Raw genomic sequence first — 21316 nt, forward strand, 5'->3', positions numbered from 1 at the left:
ACATAAGTGAAGACTCATTGATTAGGTATTTCAAGGTCCAGGAAGAAGAGGAAAGAATGAGGAGAATCGTTAGGCTATTAAAAATGGAACATATAGATCTGAACAAGGTCAGAGTCATAGGATCCACTGGCTCAAAGAGCAGAGCTATTGCTAGAATCTGGCCTATCCCAAGGGCTGTTTCGTACGCTTTCGATTTAGGTACACTTTATACCATAGAGTTAATTTGGGAGAGATATTACGTGCTTGGCGATGACGATAAAGACAAGGTAATGATACACGAATTACTTCACATTCCAGGAAAGTTCAGCGGAGGACTTAGACCACACGGAAAGAAAGTTAACCAAAGAGAAGTTAACAAGTTGTTTAGACAACTCAAGGAAATTAAAGATTTATCCTGAACTGTAGAATCTCATGTACTTAGCTGTGGCTTAAATTATAGTTGAAAATAAAATATGTAATTAAAACTTAGTTTAGCTGTTTATTTTACTAGACGTTTTGTATAATTCCGTGTAAAGATGATACGATAAAGACATTATCTAAATATAAATAGAATAAATATATATATATATTGAGACTAAAAGATCTAGAATGTTCCATCATCTATTTCGGATAGCTAAAAATTTCTAATGATAGACCCGTGATTTCCTTCACTACTTTCTAGATTACACTGCCTTATTTTTTCAAAATAGCCTTTACAAGAAGGATGATGCAATGTACTCTTTATATCTATTGACTTCATTTTTAGAAAAATTTCTATGGTATGAAATTTAGCTAAGAAAGATATCACTATGTTTAAGGATGAATACCTTTATTTTTCGCGTATCATGTGGATATCTTTAGAGAGATGCAAGTAGAGCTCTTAAATGAAAGAATAATTGGGAAGCATGTTTTTGGTAACTTGTACGAGATAGACGAAAGCTTACTAACCGACAAGGACAAGCTGGAGGAAGCCGTTAAAGAGGCGGTTAAGGTGGCTAACATGCACCTGGTGGAGGAGAAGGCGTGGAAGTTTGATGGTAATAAGGGAGGAGTATCTGTAATAGCTCTCATAGAGGAAAGCCACATAGCCCTCCACACGTGGAATGAATACAATTACGCCACCTTGGACGTTTACACCTGTGGTGAGAACAGTGACCCGCAGGCCGCCTTCGACTACTTGGTGGGCGTCCTAAAGCCCAAACGTTTCCAGAAGTTCTTCGCCGATAGGAGCTCTAACTAAAATGCTTCACCGTCAAGGTTATTTTTTATGTAAATGTACTACCTGAGGCAAAAGATTGGATTGAAATAAATTCTTTTTTAGAAAAAATAAGGAAAGAGTGTAATAAAAAGAAATGAACTATGATTTGGTATAAAACCGTGTGTGTATATGTATGTATGTATGTATCTTTTTTCCTAACGATACATGACATTTAGTTCTTCTTTTTCGCCGAATCCCTTACGTTAAGGAATCTTGTTATTTTTACCTTAACTTTTTACGTTATAGAGACTGTAACTACCTCTTCGCATTATGTGTAGAAGAGAAAATTATAGAAAGAAAATACATGGTTCGTGTTCTAGGCGGATCATTATCAAATGTTTTCCCTTTATTTCAAAATTCAGAGTAAAGATGTTTAGAAAGACCTAAATCAGAAGGAACAATATAAATGCACAACTAGAGACTAGACAGACATGCAAAACAACTACAAAGGCGCTTTAAAAAGATAAACAATGATATACGTTGAACAATTACGAAATAGATGAGGTAAGGCTATATGTTACAAAACACGTGATATTTTTTTGTTTTTGTAGTCTTACGTGAACTCATATTTCGACGTTATCATTATGCTTGCTTCTGGGTCGAATTCCTTCCTGAACTTCATAGTCGTGTTGTTTATTTCATCTACGTTGTCAGCTACGTTCACAAAAATTCCCGCGTTGTCGTCCGAGATCTCCCTTATCATGGTATTGTAAAAGAACTTCTCAGCTATCTCTACCCTTTTAGTGAATACGGCATACATCAAAATGCCTGCTTTCTCAAGGTCTACAATTGGTATAAGTCTAAAGAAGTTCTTCCCGAACATATATCTCATATGTCTCCTAACAGTCTTTGAGGACACGCCCAATTCTTCAGCTACTTCAACAGGCTTAACCAAGGGTCTCTCCTTGAGTATACTAACTAGCTTCAAGTCAAACCTCGAGGGATTATAAGGTGTCTGTGCAGGTATGTAAACCATGTGAGGCTCGCCCAATTCCTGTGCCATGGAGTCGATCTTCAGTTTAACGTCTTCCCTGTTCTTTCCCTCAATCTCGTAAATGTTCTCGCTTTCTATACACCTTATCTTAGCTATGTATTCTCCTTCATAGTCCTTTAGATTACTGAAAGAAGCGTATCCGTGGTACTTTCCGTAGAAGTTGGGGTTCACGTAAAGGACTAACCTCTTTATAACGTCGCCAATTAACTTGTTCACCCTGTAGCTCACTGCTGGTGGGGATATGTTTAATTTTTGGGCTAGTCTCCTCTGTGGAGTCCTAGCATCCTTTAACATTATCTTGATTATCTGTTTGTCTATCTCGTCCATATTATCAATTTGTAGACCCAATTAATATCCTTTTATACTCTTTCGACTTACATTCTTCCACAATTTCGATCACTTTCCATTTGTTTAATTGCGTCCATCAGAAGGGCGCTGTTTCCGTCGTCGTGAAACACCTTAACTAGACAGTAATCTGCAGTGTAAATGTTGAACATTAGAAGGATCACGTCCTTCCTGTAAAGGAAAGTATAAATTAAGGCTTGCATTAAGTCCTCCTTCTTCATTTCCTCCTTGCTCTTTAGTTCAATCACGTAATCGTCGCTACATAGGTCCGCTTGACCGGTTACCCTAACGCCGTGGATAATCTCGGTCAGCGTATTACATACCTCCACTTGTGAGTCCCTTAACTCCTCCTTCAAAATCTCAACTGCCTTTACCATTTTGCCCTCTAAAGGTTTTACCCAAGTAGAAAGGGAAAACCTCTTACCCGTGAGAGTGCTTTGTACGAAAGAGTGAAAGACTTGACCCAACTTATCGTTACTTGGTAATTTGAGTACAGACTCGTGGTCAGCCCTCATTATCTCGTAGTTCACGTCGGAATACCTGATGTAATCACCTATCCTCCTCTTCAGGCTTGACTCCAACATGTATTATTACTAAAAACTACTATAAAAAGATTTGTTTAATTATACAAAGCCTTTCTGAAAAGAAGTAGATAACAAAATGATTTAAAAGCCTTGTGGCTTTGAATACTGCGATTTTGAACTTTTAGACGCCTCATGTCTAAGGAGATAAGCGATGGCGAAAGCGTAAAATTTCTTTATAAAGGGACAAGGTTGTCTAGCTAGTATAGCTATAATGAAAAGTTAGGATGATGAGAGAAAAGTTTATACGGCTATAATGAAAAAGTAAACTGGAGAAGAGAAAAAATGGAACCGTTCTATTTCAAATCGTATGATAAAGTAGTGGGCGTAGCTCATAATGTGGATGAGTTAAGGGAGGAGATGAAGAGGCTATTTAAGGAAGACCATGCGTGTGTTGAGTACCACTTGAAGGAAGGACATATAGTGGCATGGTTAGAATATATAGGCGAGAAAGGATTAGCTGAGATGTTAAAGGGAGTAAATGACGTAAAGGAGGCTTTAGTGAGAATAGATGAATATAAGACCATGAATAAGCCACAGGGAAAGAAGAGGAAGGTATTTAGATACTACTAAATTAAGTGAAGTTGTTTTATTTTTTATATGTATAAAATGAGATAAGCTACTAAAAAGTATTGATAATTATTTTTTCTATTTTTATATAAATTAGCAATATTTCTTCTACTATTTTATAGTCCGAGGTAAAAAATAGTGTCTTTAGATTTTTTCGTGAATAATGACGTCCTTCATGTGTAAAAAATATAGTACAAGTGAAGCTACTAAAGAATCATTATTTAAGTGAGAAGTGAAAAAGTTAAACTTAATCTTAAAGTTAGAGTGTATCTTTAGCCATTTCTGCACCTCTTCACCATTCTCGTATACTAGCTTAGTTTCCATTCAACCAGAAACTAAAAAACAATCTATTTGAAATCGTAGTCATAAACAATCATTACGTCTGCTTTCGGGTCTACCTTTCTTGAGGCGTCTATATACCTCTTAGCTAGCTCCATGTTTTCGGTTACGCAAGTTGTAACCCCTGCACTTCCGTCGCTGAACTTCCACACCTTACAACGCTGTAACGTTTCGTCCAGTGAATCTATCTGTTTACTGAACATAGAAAACATTACGATATCAGCCTTAGGTATATCAATTAAAGGAATTACCATGATTATTCCCTTGTATATCATGTATTTTACGTGCCTCTCCACCGTCTTAGTGTTCACCTTCAGTATCTCACTTATCTCTGATAACGGTCTTCTGGGATCTTCCATTAGGTAATCTATAATCTTCCTGGATAAGGAGGAGAGCTTTATCATGGACTGTAAAGGTACGTAAGACATTGCAGGGTCTCCTAACTTAGATGACATTTCAGATACCTTGCTCTTTAAGTCAGTCAAGGAGTCCCCTAGGATGTTGTAAACGTTGAGCCATTCCAGGCACTTTAACTTAAATGAGATCCAGTCTGCTGAAAAGTCGTCGTAATTCTTGAAGGCTACGAACATTTGATACTTGAAGTTCAAATTGGGATTAAGATAAAGCTTGAAACCCTTGATTACGCCTTCATCTTCCAATTTCTTAAACCTATAGTTAAGGCTCGGAGCTGTGAGTCCTAACTCATTCGCAATGCTTCTCTGGGAAGCCCTACCATCGCGAAAAAGATAAAAGATTAACCTCTTGTCTATTAGATCCACAACTTACCGATTTTATCATACGTATTGACAGTTTAAATTTTAACTTCACGATAACTTTTTTGAGATTGTTATTCTAACCTTCAGCTTGACTCATATCATAAAGATAATAAAATAGTTCATGACAAAAATATTTAAAGAGTAGAGACTTGTTAGACCTTATGCAAGTTACGATAGGGATACCAACTTATAAGAATGATGGACATACAATAGGAAACCTCCTTGAGGCTTTGACCAAGCAAACATACAAGGACTTCAAGGTGAAGGTGATCATGAAAAGGGGAGAGAGACGCGGAGACGAGAAGACGCTGCAGATCTTGGACAGCTTCAGGGGAGATCTTGACTTGAATTTGGTATATCAAGAGGAAGGGCTTTTCGAGGAAGCCTTGGATTTGCTCTTTCGAGAGAAAGCTGACCTTTACGTAACAACAGACGACGATGCTACACCGTCTCCGACCTGGGTTGAGGATCACGTAAGGATACAAGAGATGGAATGGGTCGGATGTGCAACGGGAGAAATAGAGGGAAGTAAATGGGTGAATTATCCCAATCTAATCTTCGACAAGTTTAGGGACAAGGTTTACATGAAACCGTACTCAAAAGATTTCCAACAATACCACGGTTTTCTTACTAAGGGAGGGCTCTCCGTTGATAAGAACGAGCCAAAGCCTGAAGGCGTTTTCAAAACTCTGGCAGTAGCAGGTGTAAACATGAGCGTGAAGGGAGAGGTAGTAAAGGGTTACGTTCCTCTCACGTTCACGTTAAGAGGAACTTACAACGAGAGCCTCATAGCGTTAAACGGAATGAGGAAGGGATTCCACTCCATTAACTTCCAAGGAGCTAAGGTAAACCATGCTGATAGGGAATCCTTGTCGAGAACTAAGAACAAGTTAGTTGCAGATTACTTAGCCTTAGAGAGATTCGTTCTACCTTACGGGGTTAACTATCTCGGCTTTCACATAGATGAAAGCTTGATAAACCAGATGATAAATGACATAAACTGGGATGTAGCTAAAGAAGGACTTAGAATAGCGTTGAGGGGAATTGAGGAAGATGTGGAGCCGTTACGGTTCAGGAAAATGTTAATGGAAAGCAGATATTACGTAGCTCTTAACGAAAAGAAGGATATATCAAGGGGACAAGAGGCATAATACAAAATATAGAAAGGCACAACGATGAAGTATGATAATACCTAAGGAGATGTCTTACTCTAAACACTATCAGTTTTACTTTACCTTCTTTCTGGATCTTGCTAGGGCTTTATCATGATGGGGATTAAGGGGCAGAGGACCCTAACTATGAGAGAGGAGATGATGCCTTATTATATGTGAACTAACCCGCCCTTACGGACGGGGCATCTCCACCTCGCGATGGAGATTTCCTGCTTCTTCCAGGAAACTTACTATACACACCCTCAGAGAAGGGTATGTGTAGCAGAGGTCTCCTGTCCACAGGCTCTAAGGGCAGTCCCGACCCCGCGTGAAGAATATTTAGAGAAGCATTATAGTCACGGTCTACAGCCCAACCACACTTGGGACATGAGAATATACGGTCAGCCAAAGTCAAGTCCTTCTTAACATGTCCGCACCTAGCACATGTCTTTGAAGTATTCCTCGGATCTACTTTCACTACCCTCCTACCAGCTCTTTTAGCCTTGTAGGAGAGGTAGCTCACAAACTTGGAGAAGTTGGAGTGAAGAATATGCTTTCTCAAAGTTTTACTTTCACTGTCCTCAACCATCTCTTTCACACCAAGGTCTTCCACGTAGATCTCATCATACTGTTCTACTAGCCACGAAGTTACCTTATGAATATAATCACTCATCAAGTCCTTTACATGCTCGTGAAGCTTAGCTAGTTTTTCCCTGACCTTCTCGTAGTTTCTAGACCCCTTCTTCTTTCTAGATAATGATTGTTGCAAAATCTTTAGCGTCTTCTCGACCTTATCAAAAACCTTGGGGTTCTCTATCACTACACCGTCAGAGGTGGTTACAAGTTTCTCCACTCCTAAGTCTATTCCAACCACTTTCCCAGTTTTCTCAAGAGGTTTCTTTTCAACCTCGACTTGAAAGATAGCATACCATCCAGTTACACTCTTCTTTATTATAACTCCTTTTACCTCGCCTTCTAATGGTCTGTGAAAGAGAACTCTTATTTCTCCTATCTTTGAGAGGATCAGCTTGTCTCCCTCAACCTTGAAACCAGATTGATTGTAGTTGATGATCTTCAAGATCTTCTTGTACCTAAGTTTCCCAACTTTCTTCCCTTTCTTCTTCAGTTCGTGAAGAGAGCTGATGTTGTACCATAATTGGTTGTTAACCATTTGAAGAACCTTGGAGTAAACTAGATCCTTCCCTTCTATTTTCAAGTCTTTCAACATGTTTTGAGTGTCTTTAGGTGTTATCGTTTTCCCTTCTTTCCTCGCGTTATTCACCACGTCTAGCAAGGCATTGTATACTTTAGCCTCAATTTGCATTGCCCTGAGGAGTTTCTCCTCTACTTCTCTCGTTGGGTAAATCTTGTACTTGAATGAGAGTTGGATCTTGTCATTCTTCTCCTTGGCTCTCCACATATTTTTTCAGCACCTCCAATGTTACTTGTCCACTTGTAGCTAAGAAGTAGGAAGGTGACCAGAAGTGTCCTTTCCACAGTTTTTCCTTATACTTGTGGGAACCTTCTCTGTATTTCTCTAGACGTGATTGTCTTGATTGCGTTCACGTATCTGGGTATATTCAGGGTTGGTTTTGCCTTGAATAACATGTGGAAGTGGTCTTTGTCTACTCCTATGTCTATGACTTCAACTTCGAATGTTTTGCTTATTTCCTGAATTTGTTCCTTTAGGAAGTTGATTATTTCTTCAGTATCGAACACCTTCCTGCGGTACTTCACCACCTGGACATAGTGGTAATAAAGAGCGTAAACCGAATGCGATCCTCTGTCCAATCTGTACCGCATAGTTATATCTATTTTTTAATAACTGTAAAATAAGGTTTCTGTAAGGGGGCTATCCATCCCTCACGGAAGGGGACTTTCGCCCCCTTAACCCCCACTAAGTTAAAAATGAGTTTACAGAGATCACGTCAATGACTATCATTTGAGTAAGCTCCACAGGGACGCCTTAAAGCGGGACCTATGTAGTACGCCTTCTCTTCATCAGCCAGTCCGGGGGACTATTAACGTTAAGTTCGCTGCGTGATATAAACCACCATGATGTAGAATTCCGCCTCAGTCGCTAGTGAAGCAGGAATTCTTGTCCTTTTGGTTATGGTAGTTCATGCTTCTGGTTTTAGAATACTCTTACTATGAAAAAGGTCAGATAACCTAGTCAAGAATGCGAACAGACTATCAAAGAATATAGGCGTAAGCCCTAACACAAAACACCGTAGAGTTCGATGCTAAACTAAATGCATAGTTTCCTCGTGGAGTATATGAAACAGCACGCGTCTTCAGTAGTTGTTATGCAGTAGAAAGCTGGGAGACAGCATTTAAGTAGTCTCCCATCTTGGTTGTGCTTACAAGAACGACCGTAACTTAGTCGAGGCCACTAACATGAGAGAATCAGGAATCCTCTCAACTATCCCTTTGAGAAATTTAAATCTAAAATGAACTGAACCCGCCGTGGCATGTTCAGCCAGAAACATTATGCTGCCCTTCTACGTTTTCACTATACTTTAGACTCAACTTGAAGAATATTCCCTTTTTTTCAATTGAGTGGAACAATTCTAATTTCTTTGCGGTACTCTCTAAAAGGTCTATAAGCTGAGACGCAGTCTCATCGTCGATGCTAGTTAGGTTAGCTCTGATTGTGTTCTTCTCCACTGACGGCCTTACATTGGAGATAAGCCTTACTAATGCAACTGCTACCCCCATAAATATTTTCGCCTTGTCTGTTCCAGTTTCCTCATTTATGGAGGACACAGTCGCAGATATCAAGCTAGAGATATCCTCAACATTTTCCCTTATTTTCCCGTTAAGTCTTAACAATCTATAGAAGAAAAAGGAGGATGAAAGAACGTTAAATCCAATGATCGCGTATCGCTCTTCCTCTTGAGTTATGTCCTCTCCTATTCTTATCATTTCAATGGAGTAATTGAGAATCTTGTCGGAACACCTCTCTAGCTGAGGTATCCCTATATTCTGACAAGCTTCCTCAAGCAGTTTCCTGGTGTTCTCTCCTATGTGCCAAGGAATTCTCTTCCAAACTTCGTCCTTCATAATATCTTCAGAGAAATGATATGACCTTTACAATTAATCTTTTCCTTCAGGTTGCTTTCCCCTATCATTTCCTTCAATTGTTCGCTCAACCTAGGACACATGTCCCCATCAACTGAAAAGGGAAAAATGAGAATCATGTCCTTCTTGTCTAGAATTATCTTAATGCCAGGGTAAAGCGATTCGAGGATGGCCACAACCTTTGGGAGATCCTTGGTGTAAGGTACGTGAAATTCTGTCTCGTCTAGCCTAGGGCAAGGCAGAAGTGAATATCCTGAATCCGAGAAATCCATAAAGGCATCAAAAGTTTGGCTTATATTTGTGATCCCTGTTACGTTGAAGATCCTGATGGCTTGAGACAAAACCGTGCTGGAAAAGCTCGATCTGAACTTATCTATGTTTAGGTTGAATTTCTTCATTAACTTATCTCTTAATATCACGATTCCCTCAGAGACAGGGATTAATTTGGTTGCATTCTCCTTACCCTTCTTTCCTTCTTCGTCATCGTTTACTACAATGACGCCGTGAAAACCACTCACGTTATCGACGTTAATCTCAAGATGGCTGCCTAATAGGGAGGTTACATATTCAATAATTAGCTTGAACTTCTCTTGCTCAACGTCTGCCGTTTGACTAATTGAAACTATGTACTTTCCTCCATCGTTCTTTTGATTTATCAGTGAAACGTTTCGGGGAAAAATGAAGGAGAGCAATGTAGGAACGTCCCTAGCCTTTATAAAGTCCAAGCGTTTTGATATTATCTCAGCGTAAAAGAGTAGATCGTCCCTCTTAAGATCCCTGATAGTTCTTACGTATGGAACAAACTTGTAATAAAAGTCATGAGTCATCTTATAAACGAAGATGAATGAAGAATCTAAACCAACATAGTTCTTACCGTACCTATCTATAGAATTGAACATCTCTTGGAAGAGCCAGGTATTGAAGGACTTTTCAGACCTAAGTTCACCCGTTATAACTTGGTACTTTCTTCTGGCGGATTCTAGAAGGTCTACCACATCGCTGTATACGGGGGTGATAGAGGCCTTTTCTTCATCGTTATGGCTCTTCCTCACGTCTATAGTTGTTGTCTACATTTTTTTAAAAACTTTTTATCTCATATAAGCAGTGATGAATGTTTATTGACTTTAACTGGATTAAAAACTTTTATATTATTTTATATAATTACTAAAACGAAAATATCTTTATTATATGTAAATTCTAAATACTTAAATTGTTAATTGAATTTAATTTAAAGTTTACATTTAATTAAACGGGTTTTAGACATAATATTTCAAAATACTGAAAAAGTCATTCCTTTGAGTTGAGGTAAAGATATTGAAAGTACATTAATGCTCCGTTCTGCAAAAGGATTTTTAAGAAATGATCCTCTTCCTATGTTGTGAAAAGGGAAGTTTACAAACTGTCATTCTCTGCGTTCTTTGCTGACCTTGGATATATGGCAGTGATGTCCTTTCTCCCGCTGTTGATCACGGTGTACTATCACCTCTCTCCAGCAGTATACGGAATTATAGAGGCTATAAACTACGGAGGCGGTGCAGTTATGTCCTTCCTGGGAGGGGTAGCTGCAGATAGATATGGAAGAAGGCTGGTTGGTTCATTAGGTAATTCGTTGATTGCCCTTATGTCGTTCTCCGGAATAGTGGGGAATCCACTGATTGCCCTCGTGCTCATCGCTGCAGGATGGTGGGCTAGGAACTTCAGATCTCCAGCAAGAAGGGCACTTGTAAGCGAGGTAACTACGCCAGATGAGAGGAAGAGAGCCTTCGGAATATTGCACACTTTAGATCAGACTGGAGCATTCCTTGCGATAATTTATATATCCTTAGTACTCTTCCTTCGTCTTCCCGTTCAATACGCGCTGCTGGGAACTATTATACCCTTAGCTATATCCACTTTACTTATAGCTATAACTAAGACACCAAAGTTGGAAAGGAAGGGAAAGACCAACGTTAAAGTAGTAGTTACTGTTACTATTTCCACCTTGTTCTTCGGCTTCACCTTCTTCAGCTTCGGATTTCCCGTAATAAGCGTAGCAGAGCTTACGCATCAAGAGTACCTAGGGACACTTGCTTTCGCAATATTTTCAGGAACATCTGCTTTATCAGCTCTAATCTATGGGAGAAGTAAAGTAAGGGAAATAACAGGTTTAGCCTTCCTTGGGTACGGAGTGGCTGCTATTGCAAGCTTCGGCTTTGCCCTTACCTATAACGTTTCTTTGGCTTTACTCTACGCTTTCAGTGCCCTAATGGGGATTGCAGTAGGTGCCATAGAGACTTTCGAACCTTCTATCATATCCAAGTTTACAAGCTCTGAAAAGGTAGCTACTGGAATGGGAACTTTGTCCTTGGGTAGGGCGCTTGGTATATCAATAAGCAACTTAGTTATGGGCTTTCTTTACGTTGTATCTCCCTTATATTCGTATTCCTTTGCAGGTATTATGACCATAGTTGCCTCCCTGGTCGTCTTGACCATAAGGAAATCTTAACTAAAGAAAGATAAAGAAAAATATGCTTTTTTCACGAAATATTAATTCACGTTAATTTTACTCCCAATAATAGATTGTTCCTTTATAGCCTCGTTAACATATTGTAAATAACTTTTGTTTTTCTGTATAAATTTTATTTACTTCTAAACCTAAAATCAATGTAGTTTATTCTCTCCTATTTTTGCTTAAGAAGATGTCAATTAGCTAGTAAGAAACATTTAAAATAAGCCAGAATAACCTTGAAATTTAGGTAAAAAAAAGTGGCAGGCAAGAAGAAAGGAGAGAAGAAAGAGACCCAACAGCCCTCCTCATCTAAGAAATAATGAAAGAGAGCAAAACCTTCCCCTAAAGGCAAATCCTTTTTTACTCTCTTCTCCTCTCTTCTCAGGCATTTTACCTTTTTCATTAATATCTTTTAAAGTCAACTCTACAGTTCACGGAAGTAATAAGGAATAATTTTATAGCATCTAATAAAAAGATAGGGGCGATTAATGAAAGTATTTCATAGTAATCCCGATGTGAAGAGAATTCTGTTTATAAATAAAAGGCAACAAAATAGATACATGAGAGTGTGTGCCTAAATTAGTTTTAAAACGCATCCTTGAGATTCTAAAATATGAAGCCCAAGAAGGTAACCCTCTATAGAGCTCTTCTTCACGTTGGTTACGCGAGGGTTGCCCCAAGGACTCTTTCACGAGGAAACAACTTAGTTCAATTAAAATTTTCAAGTGATGGAGGAAAGTGGTATATTAATACCCCATTTGGAGGGGGAACTTACTCTTCAGCTAAGGAGGCTTTACATGCAATGGTACTGAGGTTCGCCTTAGATTTGGATGACCTGAAAAGAATGATAGACTTTGGGTTAGAATACGCTGAGGAGGAGCTCAAAAATTATGAAAAAACAATGAACAAAATAGAATCAAGGAGCGTCAAGGCAATCATGGATTTCCTAAGGGAAGAAAAGAAGGAAGAGACAGTTGATAGATCCACATTGAGCGACATAGTAAGGGAATTTAAGAAACAAGTTGTGTTCTCAAGGCTTCAGAAGGAGCTGGAAAAGAACCACAATTCGTGCCCCGTCTGCGGAAGGGAATTCTTAAGCTCTTCCTCATTTTACAATCATGTTACCAGAACTCCTTTCATGAAGGACGAGCATAGGAATTTCTTAATGACGTTGATGAGCGAAATCACGGGCTACACACCATAATAACCTTGAGATGCCTCTCTTTTTTAATTATGAACTTTTGCAAACTTCTGTTGAGCCGAGAAATTGAAACAAGGTTTCTGTAAGCTTTCCGTGAGAAAGTTTTATTATGTACGTAACGTGCTTTTAAAGAACCCAAAATGAAAGTAAGTGAATTGAAGCCTAGAGCTTCAGCTACAGTAACAGTAAAGGTAGTTAAATTAGGAGAACCAAAACAAGTAACCAACAAGGACGGCTCATTACACAAGGTATCTGACGTTTTAGTAGGAGATGAAACTGGATCAATACTGATGAGCTTATGGGATGAGAACATAAGCAAGGTAAACGAGAACGACGTTATTGAGGTAAATAATGGTTATGTTTCTGTAGTAAGAGGCTCTATGAGGCTAACCCTAGGAAGGGAAGGTAAAATGGAAAAATCCTCACAGAACATCGAAAACGTAAATACTGAAAAGAACCTCTCCGATCAGAAGATAGAAGATTCTGGATATCGTGGAGGTTACAGAAGGAGTTTCAATAGAAGATATTAAAAGATCGTATATTTTAAAAAGTAATTAAGAAAAATGTGAAAACGTACGTGTTATCACGCACGCTTTCGTTAAGTTTTTTTCATATCGCGCGTAAAAATGCGCTTTCGCTTTATTGTGTTTACTTCTTATTAATCCCAAATATCATGAAATGAGAAAAGCTATTATGTATATTATTAAAACAAAATCTGTATATATTTATTTTCTATAATAGTAAAAAAAGCGCTTCTACTTTCTATTGATTAATGGTTTGCTGTAGGTTTGTTCCACACTCAGAGCAGAACTTGGAACCAGCTGGGTTTTCCTTACCACACTTAGGACATTTAATGGAAGTTAAGGGGGATCCACAGTTCTCGCAGAACTTCGCTCCACTATCGTTCTCTGCACCACACTTCCAACATTTAACCTTTGTTTGAGGTGCTGGTTGGGGTGATGGAGTAGTAGGCCTCGGTTGGTTTTGCAGCTGCGGCGGTTGTTGAGGCTGCTGAGGGTACTGACTAGGTTGACCTGGTTGACCGTATGGTGAGCCGTAGGGAGTACCGTAGGGCTGAGGCTGCGTTGGAGGTTGACCGTATGGAGGACCGTATGGTCCGTAAGAACCGTATTGTTGAGGGTAGGTTTGAGCACTCATTATAGCCATAGTAATTATATTCATTAACTGTTCCTCACCGGCATAGTCTTTGTATAGCCCGTAGGCATCTATCCCACCCCCAGCCATAGTGAGTAGGTTATTATGTAATAATTCGTCTGAAATTCCTACTGTTACACCCGCCGTGAGTAACTCCTGCATTAAATTTGAAATTCCAGTTTCTACCATGACGAATTCCGGACCTACGCATATCCTCACAGTGTATGCCTTGCTTTGATCAGTTAGCTTGTCAAGAAGGGATGAGTGTTGAGCTTGTATCACTGCTAAATTCTGTCCTACCATGGGGAAGGCTTGGAATCCTTGTCCCATTAGATACATAACTGCTTGTTGGACTACTTGCTGAAGGTTTATGGGTCCATTTATTGGAATCATTTGCTGTTTGCCTCCTAGTCCAGAAGACTGTGAGCACATCATCATTGTCATCATTGGATTAGGTGGTTGACCGTATGGTGAGCCGTAGGGAGTACCGTAGGGCTGAGGCTGCGTTGGAGGTTGACCGTATGGAGGACCGTATGGTCCACCGTATGGATAGGACATTATTATCTGTTTTTCTTTACTGAAATCAAACATTAATATATTTCCGTTCGCATGCAGCGTAAGTTAAAAGAAATAATTACCTTTTACTTAAAGTAAAAAAATTCGTATTCTCTTTATTTTGCTAACATTAGATACTGTAGATCTTAGAATGAAAGTAGAAAACGCTGTATTTACACGCTTCCACTTCTAGGAGATATTTTCTCTTACTTGTATGTCAACTGGTCCACGTCGAGCTCACATATTCTAATAATTTAGTCACGCGATCTGATATAACGTAGACTGAGGTCTTTCCTATTCTCCTCCTTTGAACTAGACCAGCCTTTCTTAAGTTAGAAAGATGATGAGAAACCAAAGATTGATAGTTACCAGTTGCCTTAGCTATTTCACTCACCGACGCCTGCCTCCTCTCGTTTAGGTAAAGTAGAATCTTTAGCCTATTTTCATCTGCCAAACAAGAGAATAGATCCAGTAAGTAATTTACCATGACACTTTTAGGGTAACCCTAATATTTAAATATTTTGTGTAGCTAATGCTCTATCAAAAGTAGACAGATTGGAAACTTAACATCCATCAAATTTCAAAGAGAGAAAAGGAAAGAGTTACACTAAGTCTGACTTGCTCCACGCCTTAAAGGGCTAGACTTTCAATCTTTTGCGAACACAAATACTTTCCTGGCCTCAAATGTAGAACACATAGAACCTATTCTCACCAACGGGAATGATGTTATACCTGCCCTTAGGAAGAAGTATCACCTTCCCGTCATGAGCTTCAATAACTTGGGCTTTCCCCTCATAATATAACCTAGCGGCCATAGCTGAAATTACAGCGTCAATTATATCCTTCTTCTTAGATAGGTCTCTCCAACATATGTCAGCGTTCTTCAAGGAAGAGGTAGGATGGGTCTCCAACATTGACATGAAACTCCTCAACGAAATAGCCCTTTCCACCAAAGAGACCATAAACGACGGCGGTAGAACCTTGAAACCTCTCCTTATCATTTCCTTATCGACGTCCCTATATTTAAGTAACAAGAGAGGCGAGTCTATGGCTATCAACCTTGAACTTGAGCATAACGAAACTATTTCTTCGTCCGTATCAACTTCATATACTGTAGCCTTATTACCTGAGAGTAAAGCCACATCCGTCTTCCTCTTCACCGCGAGGTCTATTCCACAGAAAGTCATAAATGTGATATGTTTTCCTTTAGTTTATGAAAAAGCCTGTAATTCTAATTAACTTCAAGGCTTATGATACATCCTTTGGCAAAAAAGGAATCGACATAGCAAAGAAAATAGAGAAAATAAGCTTAGAGTACTCTACAGAGATCATAATTTCAGTTCCTCCTACCGAGATATACAGAATATCCAATGAAGTTTCAATACCCGTTTACGCTGAACACGTTGACGCCAACCCTTTAGGTGCACACACGGGATCGGTTACTCCAGAGATGGTTAAAGATGCTGGTGCTGAGGGTACGTTAATCAACCACAGTGAAAGAAGAATCAGAATAGACGAGATAGCTGAGATATTATCAAGAGCAAGGAAGTTGAACCTTGACACTGTAGTATGCGTAGACAGGAACGAGCTAGTGAAGGCAATAGGTACCCTTGAGCCTACGTCTATATTAATAGAACCTCCTGAGCTAATAGGCAGCGGTATATCAGTCTCTAAAGCTAGGCCTGAGGTCATAACTAATGCCGTAGAGCAAGTGAAGGAGTTTCCAAAGGTTCTTCTGATTGCTGGGGCGGGGATAACCAACGGAGAGGACGTTTCAACTGCCCTTAAATTGGGCGCAGCCGGCATAGGCGTAGCTAGCGCGGTAATGAAGGCTAAAGAACCTTGTAAAGTCGTAGAGGAATTCGTTAAAAGCTCTCTTGGTAATTAGATTATATGAGAAACTTCAGTTCAAAGTTAGGTATTAAGGAAAACTTAATCGCGCTAACATTATTTGCGTCCATTTACGCTCTTCTTGAATTAGGAATGCAGTGGGATCCGTCCAAGGACCCAGCCTCTCCCCAATGGATGAAGGATGTGTTCTCCCCTGTGTTCTCCCTCTATTTTTATAGGATTATATATTCCGTGATCTTCTTTTACCCTGCATATCTAGCGTCCAGGAAACTGATATCCATTGACACGCTTTGGTACTTCATTTACGCTTCTACTATGGAGGATGTATTGTATTGGATATTTGACCTCAAGGAACCATATCAATGGGCTTGGTTTTATCCCGTTTTCCACGGTTTGCCCATAGACGACTTGATAGGTTTCATCTTTCTTGGTTTAACCTTCAAGTATTTGAAGGGGTAAATGATAGGTGCATTTTCATTAACTTTTAATCTACTGGTTTTTATCTCTGTTTTATGGTAAAACTAGAGAAGGGTGAGCTGGAAGCTGAGATCGTTAATGAAGGGGCTTACTTGGTGGACCTCAGAAAGGACGGCGAGGAGGTTTTGCTTCACGGAAACTTAGAGAGAAAAACTAGAGGAGGAATGGCGTTACTTATACCATTCGCCAACAGAGTCAAGGGGGGATCTTACATCTTTGAGGGAAAAGTTTATGATTTACCTAGGAACTCTGAAGGAAATGCAATCCATGGGTTCGCCAAGGACTTGCGTTGGGACGTTGAAGCGTCCAGTCGAGATAAGGTAACGTTCAAAGTTAAGATTCAGAATCAAGGCTATCCCTCTGCTCTTTCCTGTAGAGTTACATACGAAATTGGCTGTAACTCACTCCAAGTTGAAATGGAGATATTTAACGAGGGAAACAGTAATGCTCCCCTGACTGTAGGTGCCCATCCTTATTTCGTCGCCAATAAATGGAGGATAGAGCCAAGCAAAATGGAAATGCTGGAAAGCGTTAACAAGATTCCAACAGGGAGAACTATAACTGTCGACGTAAACTCCATGAATAGCTTGGACGACTGCTTCCTGTTTGAAGGAAAGGTAATTCTTACCACAGACAAACATAGAATTACATTGTCTTCAAAGGACATGAAGTTCCTTCAAATATATACTGGAATACCTAACTCAATAGCAATTGAGCCTATGAGCGGTGCTCCAGATGCTTACCATAACGGCATTGGGCTAAAAGTGCTCAAGGTAGGAGAGAACGCTAGGTATTCCTTTTCGCTTCTCCTGGAGAAAGCTTATGAGCAGAGAGAATCATCTTAAAACATGAAAGTTCTCTTCCTAGGTACAGGCTCAGGATCATCGAGAAATACGTACAGATTTAAGGCTGGGATCTACGTTGAAAGTGAAGGAAAACTATTCCTAGATATGGGTCCCGGATCCAACCTTAGAATAGATGATTACCATGTTGACGCCGACACTGTTTTCTTCACCCATCTTCACATAGATCACATTGACGGCGTCTTCGACTACATGGTTTCCAGAAAGGTTAGAGGTTTGAACGATCTTACAATTTTCTCTCCTCCTGGTTTCTCCAAAATTCTCAACTCATATATGGAAACTGGAAACCAAATATCTGCAAACGTAAAGGAAAGCAAGCTTCCAAAGGGAAAGGTGGACGATCTAGAGGTTTATAGCGTTAAAGCTTGTCACTCAATTTATGCAGTCTCTTATGTAATAACTGACGGTAAAAGAAAACTAATATATACAGGGGACACCGCAGAGCCCTGCGAGGAGTTATTGTCTGAGATACGAGAATCAGACGTTGTTATACATGAAGCGTCATGCGTAGAGGATTGCAAGAAGTTCGGTCACACCTCAGTTAAGGAACTCATAAGTATGTTCGGTGATCAAAGCAAAAAGAGGATTATTCTCACACATATACCTACTCACATAGAGGACGAGATTTATAACGCAGTAGGTAAGAAGTTCACTATAGCCAGGGACGGTACTACTTTTGAAATCTAATTTCCTCTGAGGAGATTCATGTATATGACTCCTACCTATGTCTAAACCCTTGCTCTCGCTAATCATTTTGTATTTTTTCCTCTTTTTACCCGTATAAAACATAACTGGTGCTTAATCTCATAGTTTGTACAAATTTCTCTTATAACATGTATGTTTTTCTTAATATTTTTGTCCTTTTCAGCAATTCAGCTTTTTTAGAATCTCCAATAAATTCCTTTTCTCAGCGTGAGAAAGATTTCCTATACACTCCAAAAGAACCACATTGAGTTTATTTTGGCAGCTCGACACAACTTCTTTTCCTTTATCGGTTATTTCTACGAAGGTTATTCTTCTATCGCTCGGATACCTTATTCTCTTAACAATGTCTTTCTCCTCTAACTTGGAGATGGATAACGTTATAGATGACTGAGTTGCGTTAATTTCCTTGGAGATTTCAACCATGGTTTTTTTGCCATTCATAAGAGAGTTCAAAACCATAAAGTCGGTAATAGTTAAACCTTCAGGTAGCTCACTGGAGTTAAGCTTCCTCTTTACTTGCATATAAAATAACGATAATTTAGATAATATTTCCCTTTCTATTGTCTCCACATCATGACACTCTACATATTATATAAACTAATTCACATTAAAAATTTTACTAATAACAACTATAGAATTACATTGAAGCTAAACTCAATATAATACGATTTGCGCTATAAAAACAAAAGTTAAAGCGAAAAGAGGAAGCACTTTTCTATTTTTCTAGTATTTTCATAGTGTTCTCGAAGGCTCTCTTAGCCCTTTCTGCTACTTCTGGGTCTACCTTAACTATGTGTTTGCCCTCCATTAGAGAATCTCTGATTTTCCTTAACGTCACCATCGCCATGTAAGGACATCTTGCACAACTGCACGTCTCAGTTGTAACTAACGGGTAAAACTTCTTCTCAGGGACGTTAATCTGAAGGGCGTTTATCATTCCTATCTCTGTCGCAACTATGAATTCCTTTAAGGGGGATTTCCTAGCAAAATCTATCATCTGATTTGTAGAACCAACGAAATCTGAAGCTTCAAGTATCTCTAACGGGGATTCTGGATGTGCCATGAGTAAAGCGCCTTGATATTTCTTCCTTGCTACGTCTACTAACTGTCTTGTGTAACTCGCATGTACTAAGCATCTTCCGTTAGGTGGAACTTTCACTATGTTTTTTCCGGTTTTCCTTTGGACGTAATTGGCTAGATTAGCGTCTGGCCCGAATAGAATTACATCGTCATCTAAACTACTGACCACCTTTACTGCAGTTGAAGAGGTTACAATGTAATCCGCCATGGCTTTTGCGGCGATGCTGGTATTTATGTATAGTACAACAGGTGCCTTTGGGTACATTTTCTTGAATTCCTTCAATGTCTCAACGTCTAGAGAATCGGATAGAGTACAACCTGCATTAGGGTCAGGGGACAACACCAACTTCTCCGGATTTAACGCTGCAGCTTGCTCTGCCATGAAGTAAACGCCGGCGAAAACTATTATATCAGCGTTTGTCTTCATGGCCTTGACTGCTAGGTCGTAGGAGTCCCCTGTAAAGTCAGAAACCAATTGTACTCCGTAATCCATGTAGTTATGGCCAAGTATTATTGCATTTTTTTCCTTTTTTAGTTGTTTTATTTCCTTGATGAATTCGATGCTCATTCCGAACATATGTTCGGTTTCTAGTATTAAAACTTTTAATTGGTAACAAAGGACTTTATAATTTATGCAAATATAATAAATTATATTTAAAATTTCCTATGGTAGAACATCAATAAGTATATAATAGACGAGATTATGCCGAAAGTTGATATTGCTCCCCACAGTTCTATAGGACGGTACAAGAAGCTTGTCATGAGCAGAGCAGAAATTGAGGAACCAGAAACCCTCCCCAGAGAAGTGGCCATACCGTAAATGCCAATTGTCCTTCCACGTGATTTATCATCTGAAAAGGAAGATGCTAGAGCTTGAGAAAGGGGAGCTACAATCATCTCGGCTAATGTAATGAAAACCATGTCAAGAGAAGCTTCAACGAAGTTAGAAACTAGACTGATAGAGAAATAAGATATTGCGTAAATCAACATACCATAAACTATGTCAAAAGGTCTTATCTTCCTTCCCACAATTTCCTGAAGTGTGGCTATCAGGAGACCGTTTATCATGAAAAGGATTCCCACTTGAAAGGTAGTGAACTTAACCACAGAAACGTAATAAGTTAAGTAGGAGAAACCTAGCTGTCCCATTAACATAAACGTGAAAAAGGTAGGAAGCAGAAACTGCAGGAATTCCTTGCTCACATGAAGGGATAGCTCTATCTTTGTTTTGACGTCAGGAAGAGACCTCAACAAGAAGATTGGAAATATAGAAACCAATGAGGAGAGAAGCAGAAGAGCCTAAAACCTAGGATGGAAAATACGTAACCACCCAAGGTAGGTCCAAGAGCCCAACCTAGATTTATTCCAACCCTTAATCTTGAGAAAGCTCTTATGAGGGATGAGATGTCGTTCTTCTTTAGGTCTCCAACGATGGAGGTATTGGCTACATAATATCCGGAATTAAAGAAGCTTTGAGCTAAAACCCCAAGAGCTACGAACAAAGGGTTAGGAAACAAAAAGGCTAGAAACATGCTAATTGACGCAGAAACTGAAAACATAATCATTGTTTTAACTCTTCCAAAGAAGTCAGTGAAGAAACCCGAAACTATGTAAGCCAACACGCTCACTATGCCCTGAAGTAAATAGAACAAGGATACAAACTCAAGGGAGAAATGATAAACCGTCAAGAGGGCGAAACCTATGAAAGGCCATATGATGGAAGTTCCTAAAGATCTGGCACTTCCTATTACTGCAAGTTTGTTTACGTCCTGCACTAATTAAAATGAAGGAGTATGCTTTTAAAGTGGACTAACAGCGCTCTTCCTTGAAAGATCCAAATCTGATATTTTCACTTCTGTGATTCCAT

24 protein-coding genes and 1 pseudogene are annotated in these 21316 nt (G+C 39.3%); 11 read left to right on the forward strand and 14 right to left on the reverse strand.

The features are described 5' to 3' along the window. Nucleotides 1–17 precede the first annotated feature (17 nt). Together RQ359_RS07375 and speD are read left to right on the forward strand one after the other, a co-directional pair. Nucleotides 18–398, forward strand: coding sequence for a putative metallopeptidase (locus RQ359_RS07375; protein ID WP_054839235.1), 381 nt, complete (start codon nt 18–20; stop codon nt 396–398). 446 nt (nt 399–844) lie between these two features. After that, the gene (speD, locus tag RQ359_RS07380; RefSeq protein WP_054839240.1) at nt 845–1219 is read left to right on the forward strand and encodes an adenosylmethionine decarboxylase; all 375 of its coding nucleotides are present in this window, start codon (nt 845–847) and stop codon (nt 1217–1219) included. Nucleotides 1220–1790: 571 nt separating this feature from the next. Here the strand turns inward: speD and RQ359_RS07385 are convergent. Both RQ359_RS07385 and RQ359_RS07390 read right to left on the reverse strand, forming a co-directional pair. Next, entirely contained in the window at nt 1791–2558 is a 768-nt protein-coding gene (locus RQ359_RS07385) for a winged helix-turn-helix transcriptional regulator (protein WP_156017069.1), read from the reverse strand. A 47-nt stretch (nt 2559–2605) separates the two neighbouring features. Next, nucleotides 2606–3160: a hypothetical protein gene (locus RQ359_RS07390; RefSeq protein ID WP_054839236.1), complete on the reverse strand. Its 555-nt coding sequence runs from the start codon at nt 3158–3160 to the stop codon at nt 2606–2608. Between the two features lie 282 nt (nt 3161–3442). Here RQ359_RS07390 and RQ359_RS07395 point away from each other — a divergent pair, with 282 nt between their 5' ends. After that, nucleotides 3443–3730, forward strand: a complete 288-nt coding sequence (locus tag RQ359_RS07395) for a hypothetical protein (RefSeq protein ID WP_054839237.1) — start codon at nt 3443–3445, stop codon at nt 3728–3730. 344 nt (nt 3731–4074) lie between these two features. Here RQ359_RS07395 and RQ359_RS07400 read toward each other — a convergent pair whose 3' ends face one another. Continuing rightward, nucleotides 4075–4845, reverse strand: a complete 771-nt coding sequence (locus RQ359_RS07400; RefSeq protein WP_338116989.1) for a winged helix-turn-helix transcriptional regulator — start codon at nt 4843–4845, stop codon at nt 4075–4077. A 158-nt stretch (nt 4846–5003) separates the two neighbouring features. On the opposite strand from RQ359_RS07400, the gene RQ359_RS07405 reads away from it, so the two are divergent. Then, on the forward strand, nt 5004–5993 hold the full coding sequence (locus RQ359_RS07405; protein WP_054839239.1) for a glycosyltransferase family 2 protein: 990 nt from the start codon (nt 5004–5006) through the stop codon (nt 5991–5993). Between the two features lie 181 nt (nt 5994–6174). Here the strand turns inward: RQ359_RS07405 and RQ359_RS07410 are convergent, their stop codons facing one another. The 4 genes and pseudogenes from RQ359_RS07410 to RQ359_RS07425 form a co-directional block, all read right to left on the reverse strand. Further along, a complete protein-coding gene (locus RQ359_RS07410; RefSeq protein WP_457921152.1) occupies nt 6175–7413 on the reverse strand; it encodes an RNA-guided endonuclease InsQ/TnpB family protein in 1239 nt (412 codons plus the stop codon). Beyond that, a pseudogene (gene tnpA, locus RQ359_RS07415) lies at nt 7388–7796 on the reverse strand (IS200/IS605 family transposase). Before tnpA ends, RQ359_RS07410 begins: the two are co-directional and overlap by 26 nt. Before the next feature lie 672 nt (nt 7797–8468). Further along, complete coding sequence (locus tag RQ359_RS07420; RefSeq protein ID WP_054838328.1) at nt 8469–9056, reverse strand: hypothetical protein; 588 nt, start codon at nt 9054–9056, stop codon at nt 8469–8471. After that, complete coding sequence (locus RQ359_RS07425; RefSeq protein WP_054838327.1) at nt 9053–10126, reverse strand: hypothetical protein; 1074 nt, start codon at nt 10124–10126, stop codon at nt 9053–9055. Before RQ359_RS07425 ends, RQ359_RS07420 begins: the two co-directional genes overlap by 4 nt. 326 nt (nt 10127–10452) lie before the next feature. Between RQ359_RS07425 and RQ359_RS07430 the strand changes: the two genes are divergently transcribed. The 3 genes from RQ359_RS07430 to RQ359_RS07440 all read left to right on the forward strand — a co-directional run bounded on the left by RQ359_RS07430 (nt 10453) and on the right by RQ359_RS07440 (nt 13293). After that, nucleotides 10453–11559 carry an MFS transporter gene (locus RQ359_RS07430; protein ID WP_256201958.1) on the forward strand — a complete coding sequence of 369 codons (1107 nt, stop codon included), beginning with the start codon at nt 10453–10455 and terminating at the stop codon, nt 11557–11559. A 616-nt stretch (nt 11560–12175) separates the two neighbouring features. Next, complete coding sequence (locus RQ359_RS07435) at nt 12176–12766, forward strand: hypothetical protein (RefSeq protein WP_156017067.1); 591 nt, start codon at nt 12176–12178, stop codon at nt 12764–12766. A gap of 137 nt (nt 12767–12903) precedes the next feature. Next, nucleotides 12904–13293 (forward strand): single stranded DNA-binding domain-containing protein, encoded by a 390-nt coding sequence (locus RQ359_RS07440; RefSeq protein ID WP_054838323.1) that lies wholly within the window; start codon nt 12904–12906, stop codon nt 13291–13293. Between the two features lie 232 nt (nt 13294–13525). Here RQ359_RS07440 and RQ359_RS07445 read toward each other — a convergent pair whose 3' ends face one another. The 3 genes from RQ359_RS07445 to RQ359_RS07455 form a co-directional block, all read right to left on the reverse strand. Next, nucleotides 13526–14509, reverse strand: coding sequence for a zinc ribbon domain-containing protein (locus RQ359_RS07445; RefSeq protein ID WP_276608305.1), 984 nt, complete (start codon nt 14507–14509; stop codon nt 13526–13528). Between the two features lie 181 nt (nt 14510–14690). Then, nucleotides 14691–14960, reverse strand: coding sequence for an ArsR/SmtB family transcription factor (locus RQ359_RS07450; protein WP_054838322.1), 270 nt, complete (start codon nt 14958–14960; stop codon nt 14691–14693). A gap of 193 nt (nt 14961–15153) precedes the next feature. Further along, nucleotides 15154–15660, reverse strand: coding sequence for a DUF429 domain-containing protein (locus RQ359_RS07455; RefSeq protein ID WP_054838321.1), 507 nt, complete (start codon nt 15658–15660; stop codon nt 15154–15156). Between the two features lie 26 nt (nt 15661–15686). Here RQ359_RS07455 and tpiA point away from each other — a divergent pair, with 26 nt between their 5' ends. Genes tpiA through RQ359_RS07475 form a run of 4 tightly spaced genes read left to right on the forward strand, consistent with a single transcriptional unit; the run spans nt 15687 to nt 18351 of the window. Further along, nucleotides 15687–16361 (forward strand): triose-phosphate isomerase, encoded by a 675-nt coding sequence (gene tpiA / locus RQ359_RS07460; RefSeq protein ID WP_054838320.1) that lies wholly within the window; start codon nt 15687–15689, stop codon nt 16359–16361. 5 nt (nt 16362–16366) lie between these two features. After that, nucleotides 16367–16783, forward strand: a complete 417-nt coding sequence (locus tag RQ359_RS07465; RefSeq protein ID WP_054838319.1) for a hypothetical protein — start codon at nt 16367–16369, stop codon at nt 16781–16783. A gap of 53 nt (nt 16784–16836) precedes the next feature. Beyond that, nucleotides 16837–17646 (forward strand): aldose 1-epimerase, encoded by an 810-nt coding sequence (locus RQ359_RS07470; RefSeq protein ID WP_054838318.1) that lies wholly within the window; start codon nt 16837–16839, stop codon nt 17644–17646. 3 nt (nt 17647–17649) lie between these two features. Continuing rightward, the gene (locus tag RQ359_RS07475; RefSeq protein ID WP_054838317.1) at nt 17650–18351 is read left to right on the forward strand and encodes an MBL fold metallo-hydrolase; all 702 of its coding nucleotides are present in this window, start codon (nt 17650–17652) and stop codon (nt 18349–18351) included. A 177-nt stretch (nt 18352–18528) separates the two neighbouring features. Here RQ359_RS07475 and RQ359_RS07480 read toward each other — a convergent pair whose 3' ends face one another. The 4 genes from RQ359_RS07480 to RQ359_RS07495 all read right to left on the reverse strand — a co-directional run bounded on the left by RQ359_RS07480 (nt 18529) and on the right by RQ359_RS07495 (nt 21224). Next, nucleotides 18529–18939 carry a transcriptional regulator, SarA/Rot family gene (locus RQ359_RS07480; RefSeq protein WP_156017066.1) on the reverse strand — a complete coding sequence of 137 codons (411 nt, stop codon included), beginning with the start codon at nt 18937–18939 and terminating at the stop codon, nt 18529–18531. 145 nt (nt 18940–19084) lie between these two features. Then, a complete protein-coding gene (gene nadA, locus RQ359_RS07485; RefSeq protein WP_156017065.1) occupies nt 19085–20017 on the reverse strand; it encodes a quinolinate synthase NadA in 933 nt (310 codons plus the stop codon). A gap of 86 nt (nt 20018–20103) precedes the next feature. After that, nucleotides 20104–20727 carry an MFS transporter gene (locus tag RQ359_RS07490; RefSeq protein ID WP_457921153.1) on the reverse strand — a complete coding sequence of 208 codons (624 nt, stop codon included), beginning with the start codon at nt 20725–20727 and terminating at the stop codon, nt 20104–20106. Then, on the reverse strand, nt 20697–21224 hold the full coding sequence (locus RQ359_RS07495; protein ID WP_457921154.1) for an MFS transporter: 528 nt from the start codon (nt 21222–21224) through the stop codon (nt 20697–20699). Before RQ359_RS07495 ends, RQ359_RS07490 begins: the two co-directional genes overlap by 31 nt. Between the last annotated feature and the right edge of the window lie 92 nt (nt 21225–21316).

Origin of the sequence: Sulfuracidifex metallicus DSM 6482 = JCM 9184 (genome assembly GCA_032834875.1) — an archaeon.
Taxonomy (GTDB): Archaea; Thermoproteota; Thermoprotei_A; order Sulfolobales; family Sulfolobaceae; genus Sulfuracidifex; species Sulfuracidifex metallicus.

What these genes read in the sequence shown, in the direction of transcription:
- speD (WP_054839240.1), top strand. Translation starts at nt 845, where the DNA reads ATGCAAGTAGAGCTCTTAAATGAAAGAATAATTGGGAAGCATGTTTTT.
- RQ359_RS07385 (WP_156017069.1), bottom strand. Translation starts at nt 2,558, where the DNA reads ATGGACGAGATAGACAAACAGATAATCAAGATAATGTTAAAGGATGCT.
- RQ359_RS07390 (WP_054839236.1), bottom strand. Translation starts at nt 3,160, where the DNA reads ATGTTGGAGTCAAGCCTGAAGAGGAGGATAGGTGATTACATCAGGTAT.
- RQ359_RS07395 (WP_054839237.1), top strand. Translation starts at nt 3,443, where the DNA reads ATGGAACCGTTCTATTTCAAATCGTATGATAAAGTAGTGGGCGTAGCT.
- RQ359_RS07405 (WP_054839239.1), top strand. Translation starts at nt 5,004, where the DNA reads ATGCAAGTTACGATAGGGATACCAACTTATAAGAATGATGGACATACA.
- RQ359_RS07410 (WP_457921152.1), bottom strand. Translation starts at nt 7,413, where the DNA reads ATGTGGAGAGCCAAGGAGAAGAATGACAAGATCCAACTCTCATTCAAG.
- RQ359_RS07420 (WP_054838328.1), bottom strand. Translation starts at nt 9,056, where the DNA reads ATGAAGGACGAAGTTTGGAAGAGAATTCCTTGGCACATAGGAGAGAAC.
- RQ359_RS07435 (WP_156017067.1), top strand. Translation starts at nt 12,176, where the DNA reads ATGAAGCCCAAGAAGGTAACCCTCTATAGAGCTCTTCTTCACGTTGGT.
- RQ359_RS07440 (WP_054838323.1), top strand. Translation starts at nt 12,904, where the DNA reads ATGAAAGTAAGTGAATTGAAGCCTAGAGCTTCAGCTACAGTAACAGTA.
- RQ359_RS07445 (WP_276608305.1), bottom strand. Translation starts at nt 14,509, where the DNA reads ATGTTTGATTTCAGTAAAGAAAAACAGATAATAATGTCCTATCCATAC.
- RQ359_RS07450 (WP_054838322.1), bottom strand. Translation starts at nt 14,960, where the DNA reads ATGGTAAATTACTTACTGGATCTATTCTCTTGTTTGGCAGATGAAAAT.
- RQ359_RS07455 (WP_054838321.1), bottom strand. Translation starts at nt 15,660, where the DNA reads ATGACTTTCTGTGGAATAGACCTCGCGGTGAAGAGGAAGACGGATGTG.
- tpiA (WP_054838320.1), top strand. Translation starts at nt 15,687, where the DNA reads ATGAAAAAGCCTGTAATTCTAATTAACTTCAAGGCTTATGATACATCC.
- RQ359_RS07465 (WP_054838319.1), top strand. Translation starts at nt 16,367, where the DNA reads ATGAGAAACTTCAGTTCAAAGTTAGGTATTAAGGAAAACTTAATCGCG.
- RQ359_RS07470 (WP_054838318.1), top strand. Translation starts at nt 16,837, where the DNA reads ATGGTAAAACTAGAGAAGGGTGAGCTGGAAGCTGAGATCGTTAATGAA.
- RQ359_RS07475 (WP_054838317.1), top strand. Translation starts at nt 17,650, where the DNA reads ATGAAAGTTCTCTTCCTAGGTACAGGCTCAGGATCATCGAGAAATACG.
- nadA (WP_156017065.1), bottom strand. Translation starts at nt 20,017, where the DNA reads ATGAGCATCGAATTCATCAAGGAAATAAAACAACTAAAAAAGGAAAAA.